Genomic DNA, 18,858 nt, shown 5'->3' with positions numbered 1-18,858 from the left:
AATGTACGCGGTCATAAAAACCGGCGGCAAGCAGTACAAGGTTGCCGTTGGCGAAAAACTCAAAGTAGAACAGATACCGGCTGACATTGACGCTGAAATCACGCTCGACCAGGTTCTCGCAGTGGGCGAAGGCGAATCGATTAAGTTCGGTACGCCGCTGGTCAGTGGGGCTTCCGTCAAGGCCACCGTTGTGTCGCACGGTCGTCATGCCAAGGTCACCATCTTCAAGATGCGTCGCCGGAAGCACTACCAAAAGCACGGCGGCCACCGCCAGAACTACACTGAGCTGCGCATCGACGCGATCAACGCGTAAGCGCCTCGGTAAAGGAGCAATCAGATGGCACACAAAAAGGCAGGCGGCTCTTCCCGGAACGGCCGCGACTCCGAGTCGAAACGTCTCGGCGTGAAAGTGTACGGCGGCCAGGCAATCAATGCCGGCGGCATCATCGTGCGTCAGCGCGGTACGCGCATGCACGCAGGCGAGAACGTCGGCATGGGCAAGGATCACACCCTGTTCGCGCTGATCGACGGTCACGTGAAGTTCGCGACGAAAGGCGCGGACAAGAAGCATCTGGTCATCGTCGTCCCGGCGGCTGCCTAAGTTTATTTAGGCACCAAGGGCTTCGTAGCCGAAAGGCCCCGCAGTCTTCGCGGGGCCTTTTTTATTGGGTCGCCGGGCGCATGTGCGCGCCGGCGGCCGTCGCGCAACCGGCGTACGATCGGCCGAACGGCAGATTGTTCAAGCGCGCCGGCGCGCGGCACAATAGCGGAAATACTGGGCGGAGTGACGAATGAAGTTCATTGACGAAGCACGAATCGAAGTCATCGCCGGAGACGGAGGTGATGGCAGCGCGTCGATGCGCCGCGAGAAATTCGTCCCGTTCGGCGGGCCGGACGGCGGCGACGGCGGCCGGGGCGGCAGCGTCTACGCGATCGCCGACCGCAACATCAACACGCTGATCGACTACCGTTACGCGAAGAAGCACCTGGCGCGCAACGGCGAAAACGGTCGCGGCTCCGATTGCTACGGCAAGGGCGGCGACGACGTCACGCTGCGCATGCCGGTCGGCACGATCATCAACGACATGGATACCGGCGAGCTGATCGCCGACCTGACCGAGCACGACCAGCAGGTGATGCTTGCACAGGGCGGCGCCGGCGGGCTCGGCAACCTGCATTTCAAGTCGAGCACGAACCGCGCGCCGCGCCAGAAGACGGACGGCAAGCCCGGCGAGCGGCGCATGCTGAAGCTCGAGCTGAAGGTGCTCGCCGACGTCGGCCTGCTCGGCATGCCGAACGCAGGCAAGTCGACGTTCATTTCGTCGGTGTCGAACGCGAGGCCGAAGATCGCCGACTACCCGTTCACGACGCTCGCGCCGAATCTCGGCGTGGTGCGCGTCGGCCCGAGCAAGAGCTTCGTGATCGCCGACATCCCGGGGCTGATCGAGGGCGCCGCCGAAGGCGCGGGCCTCGGGCATCAGTTCCTGCGTCACCTGCAGCGCACCGGCGTGCTGCTGCATCTTGTCGATCTCGCCCCGTTCGACGAAAGCGTCGATCCGGTCGCGGAAGCGACCGCGATCGTCGGCGAGCTGCGCAAGTACGACGAGGCGCTCTACGAGAAGCCGCGCTGGCTCGTGCTCAACAAGCTCGACATGGTGCCGGAAGACGAGCGCGAGGCGCGCGTCGCGGATTTCCTCGACCGCTTCGGCTGGGACGGCCCGGTGTTCGAGATTTCGGCGCTGACGGGCCAGGGCTGCGAAGCGCTGTGCTACGCGATCTTCGATTACCTGTCCCAGCATTCGGACGCGCATCGCGCGGCGGAAGCGGAAGATCTCGCGGCGGACGTGCGTTTCCGCGACGCGCCGCCTGCGAACGGCGGTGCTGCGCCGGGCGACGACGCCTGAGCGGTTCCGGAACCCGCCGGGCGTGCCGCCCGGCGTCGGCGTTCAATCGCGCCCGGCCGGGCAGGCGTCAGATACAGGAGACAGTGCAGGATGCGTTCGATCATCGCGGATTCGAAGCGATTGGTGGTGAAGGTGGGCTCCAGCCTCGTGACCAACGACGGCAAAGGGCTCGATCATGCTGCAATCGGCCGCTGGGCCGCCCAGATCGCCGCGCTGCGCGCTCAGGGCAAGGAAGTCGTGCTCGTCAGTTCGGGCGCGATTGCCGAAGGGATGCAGCGGCTCGGCTGGAGCAAGCGACCGCGGGAAATCGACGAGTTGCAGGCCGCCGCCGCAGTCGGCCAGATGGGGCTCGCGCAGGTCTATGAGAGCCGCTTTACCGAACACGACATCCGCACCGCGCAGATCCTGCTCACGCACGCCGACCTGGCGGACCGCGAGCGTTACCTGAATGCGCGTTCGACGCTGCTCACGTTGCTGCGGCTCGGTGTCGTACCGATCATCAACGAGAACGACACGGTCGTTACCGACGAAATCAAGTTCGGCGACAACGACACGCTCGGTGCGCTCGTCGCGAACCTGATCGAAGGCGATGCGCTGATCATCCTGACCGACCAGACCGGGCTGTTCACGGCCGATCCGCGCAAGGACCCGAACGCGACGCTCGTTGCCGAGGCCAACGCGGGCGCGCCGGAACTCGAGGCGATGGCGGGCGGTGCGGGCTCGAGCCTCGGCCGCGGCGGGATGCTGACGAAGATCCTCGCGGCGAAGCGTGCGGCGCACAGCGGCGCGAACACCGTGATCGCGAGCGGCCGCGAGCCTGACGTGCTCGTGCGCCTGGCGGCCGGCGAGGCGATCGGCACGCAACTGATCGCGCGTACCGCGCGGATGGCGGCGCGCAAGCAATGGATGGCCGACCACCTGCAGGTGCGTGGCCATGTCGTGATCGATGCGGGCGCGGTCGAGAAACTGACGGCCGGCGGCAAGAGCCTGCTGCCGATCGGCGTGACCGACGTGCAGGGCGCGTTCGCGCGCGGCGAGGTGATCGCGTGTGTCGGCCCCGACGGGCGCGAAGTGGCGCGCGGGCTCACGAACTACAGCAGCGCGGAAACGAAGCTGATTCAGCGCAAGCCGAGCGGCGAGATCGAGAATGTGCTCGGCTACATGCTGGAGCCCGAACTGATCCACCGCGACAACCTCGTGCTGGTGTGATCGCCCGTTCCGGTTCCGGTAGTCAAATAAAAAGCCCGCGTGACGCGGGCTTTTTCCATGGTGCGGGACGGGACAGGCGGCCCGTACCGCGTACCGTCAGCGCAACTGGCTCATCGCGGTGCGGTGAAACCGGATGTTCTCCAGGATCTGCCGGGTCGAGCCCTGCGGCATCTTGTTCGCGCAGAAGTAGTCCTGATAGAGCGACGAGTGGTACGCATTCAGTTCGCCGTTCTCGATGCGCCGCCAGTCGTTCTCGACCGTGCGGTCCCAGCCGTCGTGTTCCGAATTCAGGCCGGCATACTGCCGCCATTCGTAGGTGTCGCAGCGGATGCCCTCGTAGTTCACGTTGCGTGCACCGGCCGGGCTCGTGATGACGACGGCGTAGCGCACGACGCCATCGGTGCCGACCGCGAGCGACTTGGCGTCGACGAAGAACTTGAGCGGCGTGTTCTGCGATACGTTGAACGGCAGTAGGTCGCCCGTCTGCGGCAGCGGCGGCAGCGAGTCGACCGCGTTTTCCTTCCAGGTGCCCTGGCGGTCCAGCAGATACACGAACTCGCTGTCATCCTTGTTGGTCGGCGTCTTCGAATTCGCGCAACCGGCCAGCGTGGCCGCCGCGGCAATCGATGCGAGCGCGAGAGCAATCGCTTTCAATATGCATTCCTCGTAAAAAAAGGGCGCGACACCAAGGTCGCGCCCGGTCATGCAGTCCGACTCGTCATTTGCCGACGATCACGTGGGGCGGCATCTCGTCGAGCGTACTCGCTTCCACTTCGATCTCCGAACAGACTACCGATGTGTCGACAATCGTCAGCGTCTGCTGGGCCTGTACGCCAATGACGCGCGGATAGCGCGACAGACGCGGCCCGCGCGGCTTTTCGGCTCGCTGCGCCGGGCGGCGCAGGAAGCGCGACAGTTCCGTCAGCGCCAACTGATAGACATCCCGCTTGAACTCGATCACCGCATCGAGCGGTACCCAGTACTCGTTCCAGCGCCACGCATCGAACTCCGGGTGATCGGTCGCGCGCAAGCAAATGTCGCAATCGCGTCCGACCATCCGCAGCAGGAACCAGATCTGCTTCTGGCCGCGGTAATGACCGCGTACTTCGCGTTTGATGAACTTGTCAGGCACCTCGTAACGCAACCAGTCGCGAGTGCGGCCGATTATCTTGACGTGTTCCGGATGCAGGCCCGTTTCCTCGTGCAGTTCCCGGTACATCGCCTGCATGGGGGTCTCGCCGTACTTGATCCCACCTTGAGGAAACTGCCAGGAGTGCTCGCGGAGCCGCTTGCCCCAAAACACCTCGTTGCGCGCGTTCAAGAGGATGATGCCGACGTTCGGGCGAAAGCCTTCACGATCCAGCATACAACCACCTTCGAATCCTTTAAAATTGCTTTGATTATAAACAGATAACGGGCGCTGCGCACCGTGACGGAGCGAATCCGCGCGGGGCACACCGGCTGAATTGTCCCTGATTAGTCTGCTAAGTCATCTGCGCCATCGTCGTTCGTCGCGCGCAGCTTTTTCACCTTGAAACTTTTTCGGGCGCCCCGCCTGGGGGCGCCGTTTTTGGAACCGTCCGCATGAAAGCTTCCCGTTTCTTTATCGGCACCCTGAAAGAAGCACCCGCCGACGCAGAGATCGTCAGCCACAAGCTGATGGTACGCGCCGGCATGATCCGTCGCGTCGCCGGCGGCATCTATAACTACCTGCCGGTCGGCCTGCGTTCGATTCGCAAGGTCGAGGCGATCGTGCGCGAGGAAATGAACCGGGCGGGCGCCATCGAGCTGCTGATGCCGGCCGTGCAGCCGGCCGAACTGTGGCAGGAATCGGGCCGCTGGGAGCAGTACGGCCCCGAACTGCTGCGCTTCAAGGACCGCAAGGACAACGACTTCGTGATCGGGCCGACGCACGAGGAAGTCGTCACCGACATCGCGCGCAACCAGATCAAGAGCTACCGGCAGATGCCGGTGAACTTCTACCAGATCCAGACGAAGTTCCGCGACGAGATTCGTCCGCGCTTCGGCGTGATGCGCGGCCGCGAATTCATCATGAAGGACGCATATTCGTTCGACAAGGATGCGGCGGGCCTGAACGAGTCGTATCGCAAGATGTACGACGCGTACGTGCGCATCTTCACGCGCCTCGGCCTCGAATTCCGTGCGGTCGCGGCCGACAGCGGCTCGATCGGCGGCAACTTCTCGCACGAGTTCCACGTGATCGCCGACACCGGCGAGGACGCGATCGCCTACTGCCCGACGTCCGAGTTCGCGGCGAACATCGAGGCGGCCGAAGCGCTGCCGCTGACGCCCGAGCGCGCGGCGCCAGCCGAAGCGATGGAAAAGGTCGCGACGCCCGGCAAGGCGAAGTGCGAGGCCGTCGCCGAACTGCTGGCCATCCCGCTCGAGCGCACGATCAAGTCGATCGTGCTCGCGACCGACAACGAAGGCGCCGAGCCGACCATCTGGCTCGTGATGCTGCGCGGCGACCACGACCTGAACGAGATCAAGGTGTCGAAGCTGCCGGGCCTGAAGAATCACCGCTTCGCGACCGAGCAGGAAATCGTCGAGTGGTTCGGCACGCCGCCGGGCTATCTCGGCCCGGTCGGCACGAAAAAGCCCGTGAAGGTGATCGCGGATCGCACGGTCGCGAACATGAGCGACTTCGTCGTCGGCGCGAACGAGGTCGACTATCACATCGCGGGCGTGAACTGGGGCCGCGACCTGCCGGAGCCGGACGTCGCCGACGTGCGCGACGTGCAGAAGGGCGATCCGTCGCCGGACGGCAAGGGCGTGATCGACATCTGCCGCGGCATCGAGGTCGGCCACGTGTTCCAGCTCGGCACCAAGTACTCGGAAGCGATGGGCGCGACGTTCCTCGACGAATCGGGCAAGCCGCAGCCGATGCTGATGGGCTGCTACGGCGTCGGCGTCACGCGCATTCTCGGCGCGGCGATCGAACAGAACTTCGACGACCGCGGCATCATCTGGCCCGAGTCGATCGCGCCGTTCGAGGTCGTGCTGTGCCCGATGGGCTATGACCGCAGCGAGATGGTGCGCGAGACCGCCGACACGCTGTACGCGGAACTCGCCGCGGCCGGCATCGACGTGATCCTCGACGATCGCGGCGAGCGCCCGGGCGTGATGTTCGCCGACTGGGAACTGATCGGCGTGCCGCATCGCCTCGTGATCGGCGAGCGCGGCCTGAAGGAAGGCAAGATCGAGTACCAGGGCCGCCGCGACGCCGAAGCGACGCTGCTGCCGGCCGACGCGGCTGCGGCGACGGTCGCGGAGAAGATCCGCGCCGCGCTCGCGCACTAAGCGCGGCGACCGGGGGACACGATGGAATACACGTTCCTGTCGGCCACCGTGCTCCTCGTGCTGATCACCGATCCGCTCGGCAACATCCCGCTGTTCATTTCGGCGATGCGGGATGTGCCGCGCGAGCGGCGCGTGAAGCTGATCCTGCGTGAAGTGGGAATCGCCTTCGTGATCCTGCTGTTCTTCATGGTGGTCGGCGACCGCTTCCTGCGGATGATGAACCTCACCGACCTGTCGTTGCGGCTCGGCGGCGGGATCGTGCTGTTCCTGATCGCGCTGCGGATGATCTTCCCGCATCCGGACGGCGCGCTCGGCAGCGATCCGCGCGCGGGTGGCGAACCGTTCATCGTGCCGCTCGCGATTCCGGCTCTCGCCGGGCCGTCGGCGCTCGCGACGGTGATGCTGCTGACGTCGCAGGCGCCAGGCAAGATGCTCGAGTGGGTCGGCGCGCTGACGGTCACGATGCTCGTCTGTGCGATCACGCTGGTATTGGCCGAGCGGATCCAGCAGTGGCTCGGCGAGCGGACGGTCGCGGCGTTCGAGCGGCTGATGGGCCTCGTGCTCGTTGCGATTTCGGTCGAGATGCTGCTGGCCGGCATCCGCGCGTTCGTGCACCAGTTGTAGGTCGGGCGGCGCGCACACGAAAAAAAGCGGCGCTCCGGGAAACCGGAGCGCCGCTTTCTATTTATATAGCAGGCAGGGCGGCGATCAGACGTTCGTGGTCAGCGCGCGGATCGTCGGCAGGTTGCGCCAGTAGCCCTTCGCATCCATCCCGCAGCCGAACACGTAACGGTCCGGCACCGGGAAGCCGCAGAAGTCGGGGTGCAGCGGTTTGGCCTTCGCGAGCGTCTTCTCGCACAGCACGGCCGACATGAAACGCTGCGCGCCCATGTCGAGGATGCGGTCGCGGATCGCGGCCATCGTCTCGCCTTCGTCGAGGATATCGTCGAGCACGAGCACGATCCGGTCCTTCACCGATTCGCGCGGCGCGACGCGCCAGTGCATCTCCGGGCTGCCCTGCGTCGTGTTGCGGTAGCGGGTCAGGTGGATGTAGTCGAATTCGAGCGGGAAATCGAGATGCGGCAGCAGCATCCCGGTAAACACCGCGGCGCCACCCATCACCGAGAGAACGAGCGGGAACGCATCGCCGATCTCGGCGCGGATCGCGTCGGCCATCCGGGCGATCGACGCGTTGACGGCGTCGGCCGAGACGATCTCTTCGGAGTGGTCGAAAATGTGGAGGGCTTCTTCGCGGTTCATGTGTTCTGGCGGGCAGTCGGTATACAAACAAGAATGAAGCAGAACGGACGGCGCGCGCTACAGCAAAAACCCGCGCGCCGGCCGACGGGCGGAATCAGCGCATGCCGGGCATCATGCCCTTCAGGCCGCGCATCATCTTCTGCATGTTGCCGCCCTTCAGCTTCTTCATCATCGTACGCATCTGGTCGTACTGGTTCAGCATCCGGTTGACTTCCTGCACCGGCACGCCCGCGCCGGCCGCAATGCGGCGCTTGCGCGTCGCCTTGATGATTTCGGGTTTCGCGCGCTCGGCTGGCGTCATCGAGCTGATGATCCCTTCCATCCGGCGGATCTGCTTTTCGGCCTGGCCCATATCGGCGCCGGCCGCCGCCTGCTGGAATTGCGCGGGCAGCTTGTCCATCAGCGACGACAGGCCGCCCATGTTCTTCATCTGCGAGATCTGCGCGCGGAAGTCGTTCAGGTCGAAGTCGCCGCCTTTCTTGACCTTGTCGGCGAGCTTCTGCGCGGCCTGCACGTCGACGCCGCGCTGCGCTTCCTCGACGAGCGCGAGGATGTCGCCCATGCCGAGGATCCGGTTTGCCATCCGGTCGGGGTGGAACACCTCGAGGCCGTCGAGCTTCTCGGCGACACCGACGAACTTGATCGGCTTGCCCGTGATGTGGCGCACCGACAGCGCGGCGCCGCCGCGCGAATCGCCGTCGAGCTTGGTCAGCACGACGCCCGTGAGCGGCAGCGTATCGTTGAACGCCTTCGCGGTGTTGACCGCATCCTGGCCGAGCATCGCGTCGACGACGAACAGCGTTTCGGCCGGCTTCAGCGTGCTGTGCAGCGCGGCGATTTCCTGCATCATCGCCTCGTCGATGCCGAGGCGGCCGGCCGTATCGACGATCAGCACGTCATGGTAGTGGCGCTTCGCCCAGTCGACGGCTGCAAGCGCGATGTCGACGGGCTTCTGGTCGGGCGTCGACGGGAAGAAGTCGGCGCCGACCTGTTCGCTCACCGTTTTCAACTGCATGATGGCGGCCGGGCGATACACGTCGCACGACACGGTCAGTACCTTCTTCTTGTACTTCTCGCGCAGCAGCTTCGCGAGCTTGCCGACGGTCGTGGTCTTGCCCGCACCCTGCAGGCCGGCCATCAGGATCACGGCGGGCGGCGTGACCGCGAGGTTCAGCTCGGCGGCCTTGCCTTCGTAGTCGCCGCCGATCACGGCGGTCAGTTCCTTCTGGACCACGCCGACGAGCGCCTGACCCGGCGACAGGCTGCTGATCACTTCTTCGCCGAGCGCCTTTTCCTTGACCTTGGCGATGAATTCGCGGACGACCGGCAGCGAGACGTCGGCCTCCAGCAGCGCGAGACGCACCTCGCGGAGCATCTCCTGCGTGTTCGCCTCGGTGAGCCGGGCCTCGCCGCGCAGCGTCTTGACGACGCGCGCCATCCGTTGAGTGAGATTGTCGAGCATGGGGAGCGATGGACAGTGGGGCCCGAAGGCGCGGCGGAACCGAACAAAGGGAGCCGTCGCGGGAAGGGGGCCTAGTGTAAACTTCGAACATGGATATTGTACTGTATGCCCTCACCGCATTCCTGTACGGCGGCCTCGCCGTCGCAGGCTGGCGTGCGCACCGTCAGGGCGCGACGCCGCTCGTCGCGAGCGTGCCGGCCGTGCCGGTTCCCGCGTCCGCCGCGTCCGGGATGAGCGGGGCCGGCCGCGCGCTGCTGTTCGCCGCGCTGGTCGCGCACGGCGTGCTGCTCCACACGACGATTTTTCCGAACGACGCGATGGTGTTCGGCTTCGCGTTCGCGCTGTCCGCGATGTTCTGGCTCGGCGCCGGCATCTACTGGATCGAGAGCTTTTTCTTCCCGCTCGACAGCCTGCGCCTGCTGGTGCTGCCGCTCGCGTGCGGCGCGTCGCTGCTGCCGCTCGTGTTCGGCGGCGTGCGGGTGCTTCCTTATGCCGCAGCGCCGCTGTTCAAGCTGCACTTCCTGATCGCGAACATCGCGTATGGCCTGTTCGCGATCGCGGCGCTGCACGCGGTCCTGATGCTGATGGTCGAGCGGCGCCTGCAGTCGCTGCGCAGCGGCGGGCGCGACGGCTCGACGGGCTGGATCGCGAGCTGGCTCGAAACGCTGCCGCCGCTGCTCACGCTCGAGAAGCTGCTGTTCCGCCTGATCGGCGCCGGCTTCGTGCTGCTCACGCTGACGCTCGCGTCGGGCATCCTGTTCAGCGAGCAGGTCGACGCGCGCGCGCTGCGGCTCGACCACAAGACCGTGTTCGCGATCCTGTCGTGGCTGATGTTCGGCGGCCTGCTGGTTGCCCGCAAGACGTCGGGATGGCGCGGGCGCGGTGCCGCGCGCTGGGTGCTCGTGTCGTTCGCCGCGCTGCTGCTCGCGTATGTCGGCAGCCGGTTTGTTTTCGAGGTGCTGCTGCACCGTTCCGTGGTTTGACCGCAGGTTTCCGATGCGACAGATTCTTCTCCTGATTCTTCTCTTCTTCGCCGGCTCGTGGCTTGCGCGCAAGCTGCGCCAGGCCCAGGAGCACGCGCAGGCGCGCACCGGCCGCGGCGCGGGTGACGACGGCGGTGCTGCGCGCCCGAACGGCGACACGCGGTCGCTGCCCGAACCGATGGTGCGCTGCGCCGAATGCGGCGTGCATGCACCGAAGGGCGACGCCGTCGCCGCGGGCGGCGAATACTTCTGCAGCGCCGAGCACGCACAGCGCCACGCCGCGCGCGCGAGCGGTCACGACGCACGATGAGCGACGCGCCGCCGTTGTCGGTCGACGCGAACGGCTGGGTGCGCGAAGCGCGCCATGCGCCGTCGCCGAACTTCGAGGTGCGGCCCGCGGGTGCGGTGCCGACGCTCGTGGTCGTCCACAACATCAGCCTGCCGCCCGGCGAATTCGGCGGCAACGCGATCGAGGCGCTGTTCCTGAATCGCCTCGACTGCGAAGCGCACCCCTATTACCAGAGCCACTTGCGCGGCGTGCGCGTATCCGCGCACTTCCTGATCCGCCGCAGCGGCGAACTCGTGCAGTTCGTGTCGTGCGACGAGCGCGCGTGGCACGCGGGCTCGTCCGAGTTCTTCGGCCGGCCGCGCTGCAACGACTTCTCGATCGGTATCGAGCTCGAAGGCGCGGACGACGTGCCGTTCGCCGACGCGCAGTACGCGATGCTCGCCGCGCTCTCCCGTGCGCTTGCCGCGCGTTATCCGGTCGACGCATTCGCGGGGCATTCGGACGTCGCGCCGGGCCGCAAGACCGACCCGGGTCCGCATTTCGATTGGCAACGCTTCGCGAGCGATGCCGGTTTTTCCGCCGGATACTTTCCTTTCCGTCAGCACTGATCGCGGGGTTTTTTGACCGGAGAAAGTTTTTTCTCCGACCAATGCCTTGTCGTGTCGGCGCGTGAGCGATGTCAAGACCTTCGGCGCAAATTATCCGTTTGGACGTCGCCCGAATGTCCACTATACTTGGTGCCAGTTGAGCAGTTCTGCACTAGATATAGTGTGTGTCGCAGGGGGAAACCCGAGCGGCACCGGCCGGCGGGCAACGCCGGCGGACAGGGTTCTCAGGGCGGCGCGTCAGGCCGGGCGGTCCGGGCGTCGCGATCAGCGCAGCGAACTTCGACGGGGCAGGGTACACATGACGAAGCACACGACCGGCTCGGTTGTCGCGCATCGACCGAACCGGCTTCCCCGGCGCATCGCTCGCCTCTTACCGCTCGCGCACCGCATTGCGCAGCGTTCGTTTTAATCCGCGGTTCTCTCCGCACCATCCAACACCAGGAGCTTTGCACATGCAAACCACCGACAACGCGACGTCCCAGTACGAGAGCGCCTCGAGCCGTCCGCTCGGCGGGACCGAACAGGGCGCGCAGGCGCTCGCGCCGCAGGCCACGTTCGCCGACTACAAGGTGATCCGCCGCAACGGCAGCGTAGTGTCGTTCGAGCCTTCGAAGATCGCGATCGCGGTGACCAAGGCTTTCCTGGCCGTCAACGGCGGGCAGGGCGCGGCATCGGCGCGCGTGCGCGAGCAGGTCGAACAACTGACGCACAACGTCGTGCGCGCGCTCGTGCGCAGCCGCCCGAACGGCGGTACGTTCCATATCGAAGACATCCAGGACCAGGTCGAACTCGCGCTGATGCGCGGCGGCGAGCACAACGTCGCGCGTGCGTACGTGCTGTATCGCGAGAAGCGTCACCTCGAGCGCCAGCATGCGGGCGAGGAAGCAGCGGCGGCAGGCGGCGAGTCGAGCACCGGCATCAACGTCGTCGACAACGGCGTGTCGCGTCCGCTCGACCTGAACGCGCTGCGCGCGCTGATCGTGTCGTCGTGCGATGGCCTCGGCGCTGCGGTTAACCCTGAGCCGATCGTCGCGGAGACGGTGAAGAACCTGTACGACGGCGTGCCGATGAGCCAGGTCTACGACTCGGCGATCCTCGCTGCGCGCACGATGATCGAGAAGGACCCGGCATACAGCCAGGTCACGGCCCGCATCCTGCTGCACACGATCCGCCGCGAGATCCTCGGCGAGGAAGTCCTGCAGGCCGAGATGTCGGCCCGTTACGCGGAATACTTCCCGCAGTTCCTGAAGCGCGGCGTCGACGCCGGCCTGCTCGACGACAAGCTGCTGCAGTTCGACCTGGCGCGCCTCGGCGCAGCGCTCGACGCGAACCGCGACATGCAGTTCGGCTACCTCGGCCTGCAGACGCTGTACGACCGTTACTTCCTGCACGTCGACGGCACCCGCATCGAAATGCCGCAGGCATTCTTCATGCGCGTCGCGATGGGCCTGTCGCTGAACGAGATCGACCGCGAAACGCGCGCGATCGAGTTCTACAACGTGCTGTCGAGCTTCGACTTCATGAGCTCGACGCCGACGCTGTTCAACTCGGGCACCCACCGCTCGCAACTGTCGTCGTGCTACCTGACGACGGTCGCGGACGATCTCGACGGCATCTATGAAGCGCTGAAGGAAAACGCGCTGCTGTCGAAGTTCGCCGGTGGTCTCGGCAACGACTGGACCCGTGTGCGCGCACTCGGCTCGCATATCAAGGGCACGAACGGCAAGTCGCAAGGCGTGGTGCCGTTCCTGAAGGTCGTGAACGACACGGCCGTCGCGGTCAACCAGGGCGGCAAGCGCAAGGGCGCGGTCTGCGCGTACCTCGAATCCTGGCACCTCGACATCGAGGAATTCCTCGAGCTGCGCAAGAACACGGGCGACGATCGCCGCCGTACGCACGACATGAACACGGCGAACTGGATTCCCGACCTGTTCATGAAGCGCGTGATGGAAGGCACCGACTGGACGCTGTTCTCGCCGTCGACCTGCCCGGACCTGCACGACAAGTTCGGCGCCGATTTCGAGAAGGCTTACACGGTTTACGAAGAGAAGGTCGCGCGCGGCGAGATCAAGCTGTTCAAGAAGATCCCGGCGGCGCAACTCTGGCGCAAGATGCTCGGCATGCTGTTCGAGACGGGCCACCCGTGGATCACGTTCAAGGATCCGTGCAACGTGCGCTCGCCGCAGCAGCACGTCGGCGTCGTCCACTCGTCGAACCTGTGCACGGAAATCACGCTGAACACGAGCGACACCGAAATCGCGGTGTGCAACCTCGGCTCGGTGAACCTCGTCGCCCACCTGGTGAAGCAGGCCGACGGCAGCTACGCGCTCGACCACGACAAGCTGAAGCGCACGATCAGCGTCGCGATGCGCATGCTCGACAACGTGATCGACATCAACTACTACGCGGTGCCGAAGGCGCGTAACTCGAACCTGAAGCACCGTCCGGTCGGCATGGGCATCATGGGCTTCCAGGACTGCCTGCACCTGCTGCGCACGCCGTACGCGTCGGAAGCGGCGGTCGAGTTCGCCGACCGTTCGATGGAAGCGGTCTGCTACTACGCGTACCACGCGTCGACCGAGCTGGCCGAGGAGCGCGGCCGCTACTCGAGCTACCGCGGCTCGCTGTGGGATCGCGGCATCCTCCCGCAGGACACGCTGAAGCTGCTGGCCGAAGCGCGTGGCGGCTACGTCGAGGTCGACACGTCCGAGTCGCTCGACTGGACGACGCTGCGTTCGCGGATCGCCGCGCACGGCATGCGCAACTCGAACTGCGTCGCGATCGCGCCGACGGCGACGATCTCGAACATCATCGGCGTGTCGGCATGCATCGAGCCGACCTTCCAGAACCTGTACGTGAAGTCGAACCTGTCGGGCGAATTCACGGTGGTGAACGAGTACCTCGTTCGCGACCTGAAGGATCGCGGCCTGTGGGACGAGGTGATGGTCGCCGACCTGAAGTACTTCGACGGCATGCTGTCGCGCATCGACCGCATCCCGGCCGACCTGCGCGCGATCTACGCGACCGCGTTCGAAGTCGATCCGACGTGGCTGGTCGAAGCGGCATCGCGTCGCCAGAAGTGGATCGACCAGGCGCAGTCGCTGAACATCTACATGGGCGGCGCGTCGGGCAAGAAGCTCGACGAGGTCTACAAGCTCGCATGGCTGCGCGGCCTGAAGACGACCTACTACCTCCGCACGATGGCGGCGACGCACGTCGAGAAGTCGACGGTCGCACACGGCGCGCTGAACGCAGTGCCGACGGGTGGCGGTTCGAGCAGCGGCGGCGCGCAAGGCGCTGCAGGCGGCTTCGGTGCGGCGGGCGGCGATGCGTCGTCGGGTGCGATCAGCGCAGCGCCGGCACTCGCGCCGGTCGAGGCCGACGGTCCGGTGTGCACGATGCGTCCGGGCGATCCGGGCTTCGACGAATGCGAAGCGTGCCAGTAACGCAGCGCGCCTGACCTGAAGATGTGCCGGGCGGCGCACACGATGACCGATCGAGGTTGAAGTGTGCGCCGCTCTCAACTAAAAAAATGATAAGGAATCTGTAACGCGGCACCTGCGTTGCAGGCAGTGACAAGCGATCGAAACATCCCCGACGACGTCGCGTTTCGATCAGCGTTCGATGCGTCGAGCGCACCTCGCGATACACGCGCGACACACGTCGCGCGCTGCATGAACGACGATGCGTTGCTCAAAGTGTTGTATCGAGGTCGCAACGCGAATCGAAAAAAGGATTTTTCGTGAGCGAACCCTTTTATCGCTCAGGAAAAGATGGTACAAACCGTTCTAAATTGATGGTGAGAATTTATGCTCAACTGGGATGACGAGAAGACTGCCGTAACTCCCGCGAGCGGAGCGCAGCACAATGCGATGCGCGCCCCCGCAGGAGTGGCTGTCGGAATGCAGGCTGCGTCGCCTGCCGCCCATCAGGTCCGCGACATTTTCGAAGGCGATCTTGCGGTGCCGCCGCAAGCATCGGCAGTTCCCGCCGGCGGTTCGGAAGCGCGGGTCAATGTCGCCGACAAGCGCATCATCAACGGCCAGACTGACGTCAATCAGCTGGTGCCGTTCAAGTACAAGTGGGCGTGGGAAAAGTATCTGGCCGGTTGCGCGAACCACTGGATGCCGCAGGAAATCAACATGTCCCGCGACATCGCTCTGTGGAAGGACCCGAACGGTCTGACCGAGGACGAGCGCCGCATCGTGAAGCGCAACCTCGGCTTCTTCGTGACGGCCGATTCGCTCGCGGCGAACAACATCGTGCTCGGCACGTACCGCCACATCACGGCGCCCGAGTGCCGGCAGTTCCTGCTGCGCCAGGCGTTCGAAGAGGCGATCCACACGCACGCGTACCAATACATTGTCGAATCGCTCGGTCTCGACGAAGGCGAGATCTTCAACGCGTACCACGAGGTCACGTCGATCCGCGCGAAGGACGAATTCCTGATTCCGTTCATCCACACGCTGACGGACCCGGCCTTCAAGACCGGCACGCTCGAAGCGGATCAGAAGCTGCTGAAGTCGCTGATCGTGTTCGCCTGCATCATGGAAGGCCTGTTCTTCTATGTCGGGTTCACGCAGATCCTCGCGCTCGGCCGCCAGAACAAGATGACGGGTGCTGCAGAGCAATATCAGTACATCCTGCGCGACGAGTCGATGCACTGCAACTTCGGCATCGACCTGATCAACCAGATCAAGCTCGAGAACCCGCATCTCTGGACCGTGGAATTCCGCGCCGAGATCCGCGAGCTGTTCAAGCAGGCTGTCGAACTCGAATACCGCTACGCCGAGGACACGATGCCGCGCGGCGTGCTGGGTTTGAACGCGTCGATGTTCAAGAGCTATCTGCGCTTCATCAGCAACCGCCGTTGCCAGCAGATCGGCCTCGATCCGCTGTACCCGAACGAGGAAAACCCGTTCCCGTGGATGAGCGAGATGATCGACCTGAAGAAGGAACGCAACTTCTTCGAGACGCGTGTGATCGAGTATCAGACGGGGGGCGCGCTGTCCTGGGAATAACCCGCAGCAGCGAACCCGTTACATGATGGAGCAGCCGGCGGCCTCTCGGTCCCGGCCCAAGGTTTAGGAGCAAGAACGCCTGATGCAAAGCATGCCCGGTGCCTTAACGGCCCAACGATACGACCGGCACTTTGCGAACCCTTCAGTGGGATGGGCAAACTTCCCTCCGGATAAAGCGGACGGCCGTGTGGCGGTCCGCTTGATCAAGCGATTAGGGGTAGCGGCGCGAGGTGCGCCGGCTACCGACTTGATTTGGCGCGCGAGGCCGGGTGGTCACGCGCGCCATACCGTATTCATTAGCGTAAGCGCGTGGTATCCGCGTACGCCGATGAATAGCCCGCTTCGAAGCGCACGTCCTGAACAGCGTCCGCGGGAAGCGGGTTTTGACGAAGGGTGTAGTTTGAACTGACTCTCATCTGAACCTGAAGGAGAACAACATGGCTACCGCCAAGAAGAAACCGGCTGCTAAGAAGGTTGCTGCCAAGAAGACCGTTGCGAAGAAGGCTGCTGCTCCGGCGAAGAAGGCCGCTGCGGTGAAGAAGGTTGCTGCGAAGAAGGTCGCGGTGAAGAAGGTTGCCGCGAAGAAGGCAGCACCGGCCAAGAAGGCCGCTGCGAAGAAGGTCGCGGCAAAGAAGGTCGCAACGAAGAAGGTTGCAGCCAAGAAGGTCGCAGTGAAGAAGGTTGCTGCGAAGAAGGCAGCGCCGGCCAAGAAGGCCGCTGCGAAGAAGGTTGCAGCGAAGAAAGTCGCAGTGAAGAAGGTTGCTGCGAAGAAGGCCGCACCGGCGAAGAAGGCTGCTGCGAAGAAGGCCGCGCCTGCCAAGAAGGCTGCTGCGAAGAAGGCTGCGCCTGCGAAGAAGGCTGCTGCGAAGAAGGCTGCGCCCGCCAAGAAGGCTGCCCCTGCGAAGAAGGCTGCTGCCCCGGCGAAGAAAGCTGCTGCTCCGGCTCCGGCGAAGAAGGCTGCTGCTCCGAAGAAGGCTGTCGTGAAGAAGGCTGCGCCGGCAACGACCGCGTCGACCGCATCGGTTGCGCCGGCATCGGGCGTGAAGACCGCGCTCAATCCGGCAGCGGCATGGCCGTTCCCGACCGGCAGCCGTCCGTAATCGCGGCTGACCAGTACCACCCGGGCACTCACGTGGTGTCCGTGGGTTGAGTAGCGCTACTCAATCAGTCCCGCCATCTGGCTCAGGTGGCGGGATTTTTTTCGTCCGTATTCGCCCATGTGCCGGCCGCGGCGAGTACGGACGAAAAAAAACGCATGTGCAGCTTCGCACATGCGTTCGACCGCGGCTTGCGCCGCGTGCTGAGGTACCTGGTTAGTGCGTGACGCGCGTGACGCCGCCGCTCGACAGCAGTCGCACACGCTCGCCGGCGCGGAACGCTTCGCCGCTTGCTGCCTGCGTGATCGAACGCAGGTCGCCGTTGTCGAGGCGCACGGTGATTTCGACACCGTTCGCCGTGCTGAGGTTTTCGCCGACCGCGTTGCCCGCGACCGCGCCGACGAGACCGCCGGCGATCGCCGTCAGGATCGATCCCTTGCCGCCGCCGATCGCGCTGCCTGCGACCGCGCCGAGGGCGCCGCCGCCGAGCGTGCCGATCGCGCTGCCGCCGCCGTCGGACTGGATGCGCACCGCACGGACGCTTTCGACCACGCCCATGCGGACCGTTTGTTCGCGTTGCGCCTGGCCGACGCTATAGACATCTGCCGAACCGGGTGCCGTGAAGCAGCCGGCGAGGGTCAGTGTAGCCGTCAGCATGGCCGCGAGCGTGAGGGTTTTTTTCGTCAACATCTTTGCTCTCCCACAATATTCATTTGAGACTGTAACCGAATGCAGCCTCGAAGCGCGCGTCGATTTCAGCGCGCGTCAGTACGTAAGTCTGGGGCCCCTGGTGGGCGATCTTGATCGAGCCCATCAGGCTCGCGAGGCGGCCCGTGGTTGCCCAGTCGAGGCCATTCTCGATGCCGTACAGCAGGCCGCCCCGGAAGGCATCGCCGCAGCCGGTCGGATCGGCGATGCGCTCGGCCGGCACGACCGGAATCTGCTCCGTGCCCTGCTTGTGGCGGATGGTCGCGCCGTGCTCGCCACGCGTAATGACGAGGGCGTCGACCCGGCTGGCGATTTCGTCTTCGGACCATCCCGTTTTGTCGCTCACCAGCTTGGCCTCGTAGTCGTTGACCGCGACATAGGTCGCAAGTTCAATGCTGCGGCGCAGCGTCGCACCGTCGAACAGCGGCAGGCCCTGGCCCGGATCGAACACGAACGGCACACCGGCCTTGGCGAGCTCTTCCACGTGCTGCACCATCCCGTCGAAGCCGTCGGGGCCGACGATCGCGAGCTTGATGTCCGGCGTGTCGCCGGCATGGTTCAGGTGCGACTGCATCATCGCGCCGGGGTGGAACGCAGTGATCTGGTTGTTGTCGAGATCGGTCGTGATCATCGCTTGCGCCGTGTACGTATCGGGCAACACGCGAACGTGGTCGCGGCGCAGGCCGAGCTGGTCGAGCCGGTCGAGATACGGCTGCGCGTCGAGCGCGCCCATCGTCCCCATCATGCGCGCATCGCCGCCGAGCAGGTGCAGCGCGTACGCGATGTTGCCCGCGCAGCCGCCGAATTCGCGGCGCATCGTCGGCACGAGGAAGCTCAGGTTGATGAGGTGCACCTGGTCGGGCAGGATGTGCTCGCGGAACCGCCCTTCGAAGGTCATGATGGAGTCGTAGGCGATCGAGCCGCAAATCAGCGTAGCCAAGGTGTGCGTTCCTGTAGAAATGAGGGACCCTGCGCGACAGCGCCGCGCGAAGGGCG

Annotated in this window: 19 protein-coding genes; 13 read left to right on the top strand and 6 right to left on the bottom strand. The window is 65.0% G+C overall.

Annotation, left to right across the window (positions count from 1 at the left end):
• The first annotated feature begins 1 nt into the window (after window position 1).
• From rplU to proB, 4 genes are all read left to right on the top strand, one after another.
• On the top strand, window positions 2-313 hold the full coding sequence (gene rplU / locus JYG32_RS11705; RefSeq protein ID WP_006025184.1) for a 50S ribosomal protein L21: 312 nt from the start codon (window positions 2-4) through the stop codon (window positions 311-313).
• A 24-nt stretch (window positions 314-337) separates the two neighbouring features.
• Window positions 338-601, top strand: a complete 264-nt coding sequence (gene rpmA, locus JYG32_RS11700; RefSeq protein WP_027783473.1) for a 50S ribosomal protein L27 — start codon at window positions 338-340, stop codon at window positions 599-601.
• A gap of 190 nt (window positions 602-791) precedes the next feature.
• Complete coding sequence (obgE, locus tag JYG32_RS11695; RefSeq protein ID WP_174383622.1) at window positions 792-1,904, top strand: GTPase ObgE; 1,113 nt, start codon at window positions 792-794, stop codon at window positions 1,902-1,904.
• Window positions 1,905-1,994: 90 nt separating this feature from the next.
• On the top strand, window positions 1,995-3,113 hold the full coding sequence (gene proB / locus JYG32_RS11690) for a glutamate 5-kinase (RefSeq protein ID WP_174383621.1): 1,119 nt from the start codon (window positions 1,995-1,997) through the stop codon (window positions 3,111-3,113).
• A gap of 96 nt (window positions 3,114-3,209) precedes the next feature.
• Here the strand turns inward: proB and JYG32_RS11685 are convergent, their stop codons facing one another.
• A complete protein-coding gene (locus tag JYG32_RS11685) occupies window positions 3,210-3,818 on the bottom strand; it encodes a CNP1-like family protein (protein ID WP_213263634.1) in 609 nt (202 codons plus the stop codon).
• 13 nt (window positions 3,819-3,831) lie between these two features.
• The gene (locus tag JYG32_RS11680) at window positions 3,832-4,479 is read right to left on the bottom strand and encodes an RNA pyrophosphohydrolase (protein ID WP_011350862.1); all 648 of its coding nucleotides are present in this window, start codon (window positions 4,477-4,479) and stop codon (window positions 3,832-3,834) included.
• A gap of 218 nt (window positions 4,480-4,697) precedes the next feature.
• Between JYG32_RS11680 and JYG32_RS11675 the strand changes: the two genes are divergently transcribed.
• Together JYG32_RS11675 and JYG32_RS11670 are read left to right on the top strand one after the other, a co-directional pair.
• On the top strand, window positions 4,698-6,434 hold the full coding sequence (locus JYG32_RS11675) for a proline--tRNA ligase (RefSeq protein ID WP_174383619.1): 1,737 nt from the start codon (window positions 4,698-4,700) through the stop codon (window positions 6,432-6,434).
• Window positions 6,435-6,455: 21 nt separating this feature from the next.
• Window positions 6,456-7,058: a MarC family protein gene (locus tag JYG32_RS11670; RefSeq protein WP_174383618.1), complete on the top strand. Its 603-nt coding sequence runs from the start codon at window positions 6,456-6,458 to the stop codon at window positions 7,056-7,058.
• Between the two features lie 84 nt (window positions 7,059-7,142).
• On the opposite strand, the gene JYG32_RS11665 is transcribed toward JYG32_RS11670, so the two are convergent.
• Together JYG32_RS11665 and ffh are read right to left on the bottom strand one after the other, a co-directional pair.
• Entirely contained in the window at window positions 7,143-7,694 is a 552-nt protein-coding gene (locus JYG32_RS11665; RefSeq protein ID WP_174383617.1) for a hypoxanthine-guanine phosphoribosyltransferase, read from the bottom strand.
• 94 nt (window positions 7,695-7,788) lie between these two features.
• Complete coding sequence (gene ffh / locus JYG32_RS11660; protein WP_034182664.1) at window positions 7,789-9,156, bottom strand: signal recognition particle protein; 1,368 nt, start codon at window positions 9,154-9,156, stop codon at window positions 7,789-7,791.
• 89 nt (window positions 9,157-9,245) lie between these two features.
• On the opposite strand from ffh, the gene JYG32_RS11655 reads away from it, so the two are divergent.
• The 7 genes from JYG32_RS11655 to JYG32_RS11625 all read left to right on the top strand — a co-directional run bounded on the left by JYG32_RS11655 (window position 9,246) and on the right by JYG32_RS11625 (window position 17,157).
• Complete coding sequence (locus tag JYG32_RS11655) at window positions 9,246-10,139, top strand: cytochrome C assembly family protein (RefSeq protein ID WP_174383616.1); 894 nt, start codon at window positions 9,246-9,248, stop codon at window positions 10,137-10,139.
• A gap of 13 nt (window positions 10,140-10,152) precedes the next feature.
• The gene (locus JYG32_RS11650; protein ID WP_213263633.1) at window positions 10,153-10,449 is read left to right on the top strand and encodes a PP0621 family protein; all 297 of its coding nucleotides are present in this window, start codon (window positions 10,153-10,155) and stop codon (window positions 10,447-10,449) included.
• Window positions 10,446-11,036: a 1,6-anhydro-N-acetylmuramyl-L-alanine amidase AmpD gene (ampD, locus tag JYG32_RS11645; protein ID WP_213263632.1), complete on the top strand. Its 591-nt coding sequence runs from the start codon at window positions 10,446-10,448 to the stop codon at window positions 11,034-11,036. Before JYG32_RS11650 ends, ampD begins: the two co-directional genes overlap by 4 nt.
• A gap of 452 nt (window positions 11,037-11,488) precedes the next feature.
• Complete coding sequence (locus JYG32_RS11640; protein WP_213263631.1) at window positions 11,489-14,482, top strand: ribonucleoside-diphosphate reductase subunit alpha; 2,994 nt, start codon at window positions 11,489-11,491, stop codon at window positions 14,480-14,482.
• Between the two features lie 363 nt (window positions 14,483-14,845).
• Entirely contained in the window at window positions 14,846-16,057 is a 1,212-nt protein-coding gene (locus JYG32_RS11635; RefSeq protein WP_174383053.1) for a ribonucleotide-diphosphate reductase subunit beta, read from the top strand.
• 82 nt (window positions 16,058-16,139) lie between these two features.
• Window positions 16,140-16,466, top strand: coding sequence for a hypothetical protein (locus JYG32_RS11630; RefSeq protein WP_080971037.1), 327 nt, complete (start codon window positions 16,140-16,142; stop codon window positions 16,464-16,466).
• Between the two features lie 28 nt (window positions 16,467-16,494).
• Complete coding sequence (locus JYG32_RS11625; protein ID WP_174383054.1) at window positions 16,495-17,157, top strand: histone H1-like DNA-binding protein; 663 nt, start codon at window positions 16,495-16,497, stop codon at window positions 17,155-17,157.
• A gap of 213 nt (window positions 17,158-17,370) precedes the next feature.
• Here the strand turns inward: JYG32_RS11625 and JYG32_RS11620 are convergent, their stop codons facing one another.
• Both JYG32_RS11620 and JYG32_RS11615 read right to left on the bottom strand, forming a co-directional pair.
• On the bottom strand, window positions 17,371-17,844 hold the full coding sequence (locus JYG32_RS11620; protein ID WP_047899750.1) for a glycine zipper 2TM domain-containing protein: 474 nt from the start codon (window positions 17,842-17,844) through the stop codon (window positions 17,371-17,373).
• Between the two features lie 19 nt (window positions 17,845-17,863).
• Window positions 17,864-18,802, bottom strand: coding sequence for a carbohydrate kinase family protein (locus JYG32_RS11615; RefSeq protein WP_174383055.1), 939 nt, complete (start codon window positions 18,800-18,802; stop codon window positions 17,864-17,866).
• Window positions 18,803-18,858 lie beyond the last annotated feature (56 nt).

The organism is Burkholderia pyrrocinia, from assembly GCF_018417535.1.
In the GTDB taxonomy this organism is placed as follows: Bacteria; Pseudomonadota; Gammaproteobacteria; order Burkholderiales; family Burkholderiaceae; genus Burkholderia; species Burkholderia pyrrocinia_E.
Note: the sequence above shows the minus strand (reverse complement) of the source record. Positions and strands in the feature narration are given on the sequence as shown.

Coding starts and splice junctions, on each gene's coding strand:
- JYG32_RS11685 (WP_213263634.1), bottom strand. CDS start 3,818: ATGACCGGGCGCGACCTTGGTGTCGCGCCCTTTTTTTACGAGGAATGC.
- JYG32_RS11665 (WP_174383617.1), bottom strand. CDS start 7,694: ATGAACCGCGAAGAAGCCCTCCACATTTTCGACCACTCCGAAGAGATC.
- ampD (WP_213263632.1), top strand. CDS start 10,446: ATGAGCGACGCGCCGCCGTTGTCGGTCGACGCGAACGGCTGGGTGCGC.
- JYG32_RS11675 (WP_174383619.1), top strand. CDS start 4,698: ATGAAAGCTTCCCGTTTCTTTATCGGCACCCTGAAAGAAGCACCCGCC.
- obgE (WP_174383622.1), top strand. CDS start 792: ATGAAGTTCATTGACGAAGCACGAATCGAAGTCATCGCCGGAGACGGA.
- JYG32_RS11640 (WP_213263631.1), top strand. CDS start 11,489: ATGCAAACCACCGACAACGCGACGTCCCAGTACGAGAGCGCCTCGAGC.
- proB (WP_174383621.1), top strand. CDS start 1,995: ATGCGTTCGATCATCGCGGATTCGAAGCGATTGGTGGTGAAGGTGGGC.
- JYG32_RS11655 (WP_174383616.1), top strand. CDS start 9,246: ATGGATATTGTACTGTATGCCCTCACCGCATTCCTGTACGGCGGCCTC.
- JYG32_RS11625 (WP_174383054.1), top strand. CDS start 16,495: ATGGCTACCGCCAAGAAGAAACCGGCTGCTAAGAAGGTTGCTGCCAAG.
- JYG32_RS11650 (WP_213263633.1), top strand. CDS start 10,153: ATGCGACAGATTCTTCTCCTGATTCTTCTCTTCTTCGCCGGCTCGTGG.
- JYG32_RS11635 (WP_174383053.1), top strand. CDS start 14,846: ATGCTCAACTGGGATGACGAGAAGACTGCCGTAACTCCCGCGAGCGGA.
- JYG32_RS11630 (WP_080971037.1), top strand. CDS start 16,140: ATGCAAAGCATGCCCGGTGCCTTAACGGCCCAACGATACGACCGGCAC.
- rplU (WP_006025184.1), top strand. CDS start 2: ATGTACGCGGTCATAAAAACCGGCGGCAAGCAGTACAAGGTTGCCGTT.
- rpmA (WP_027783473.1), top strand. CDS start 338: ATGGCACACAAAAAGGCAGGCGGCTCTTCCCGGAACGGCCGCGACTCC.
- JYG32_RS11620 (WP_047899750.1), bottom strand. CDS start 17,844: ATGTTGACGAAAAAAACCCTCACGCTCGCGGCCATGCTGACGGCTACA.
- JYG32_RS11670 (WP_174383618.1), top strand. CDS start 6,456: ATGGAATACACGTTCCTGTCGGCCACCGTGCTCCTCGTGCTGATCACC.
- JYG32_RS11680 (WP_011350862.1), bottom strand. CDS start 4,479: ATGCTGGATCGTGAAGGCTTTCGCCCGAACGTCGGCATCATCCTCTTG.
- ffh (WP_034182664.1), bottom strand. CDS start 9,156: ATGCTCGACAATCTCACTCAACGGATGGCGCGCGTCGTCAAGACGCTG.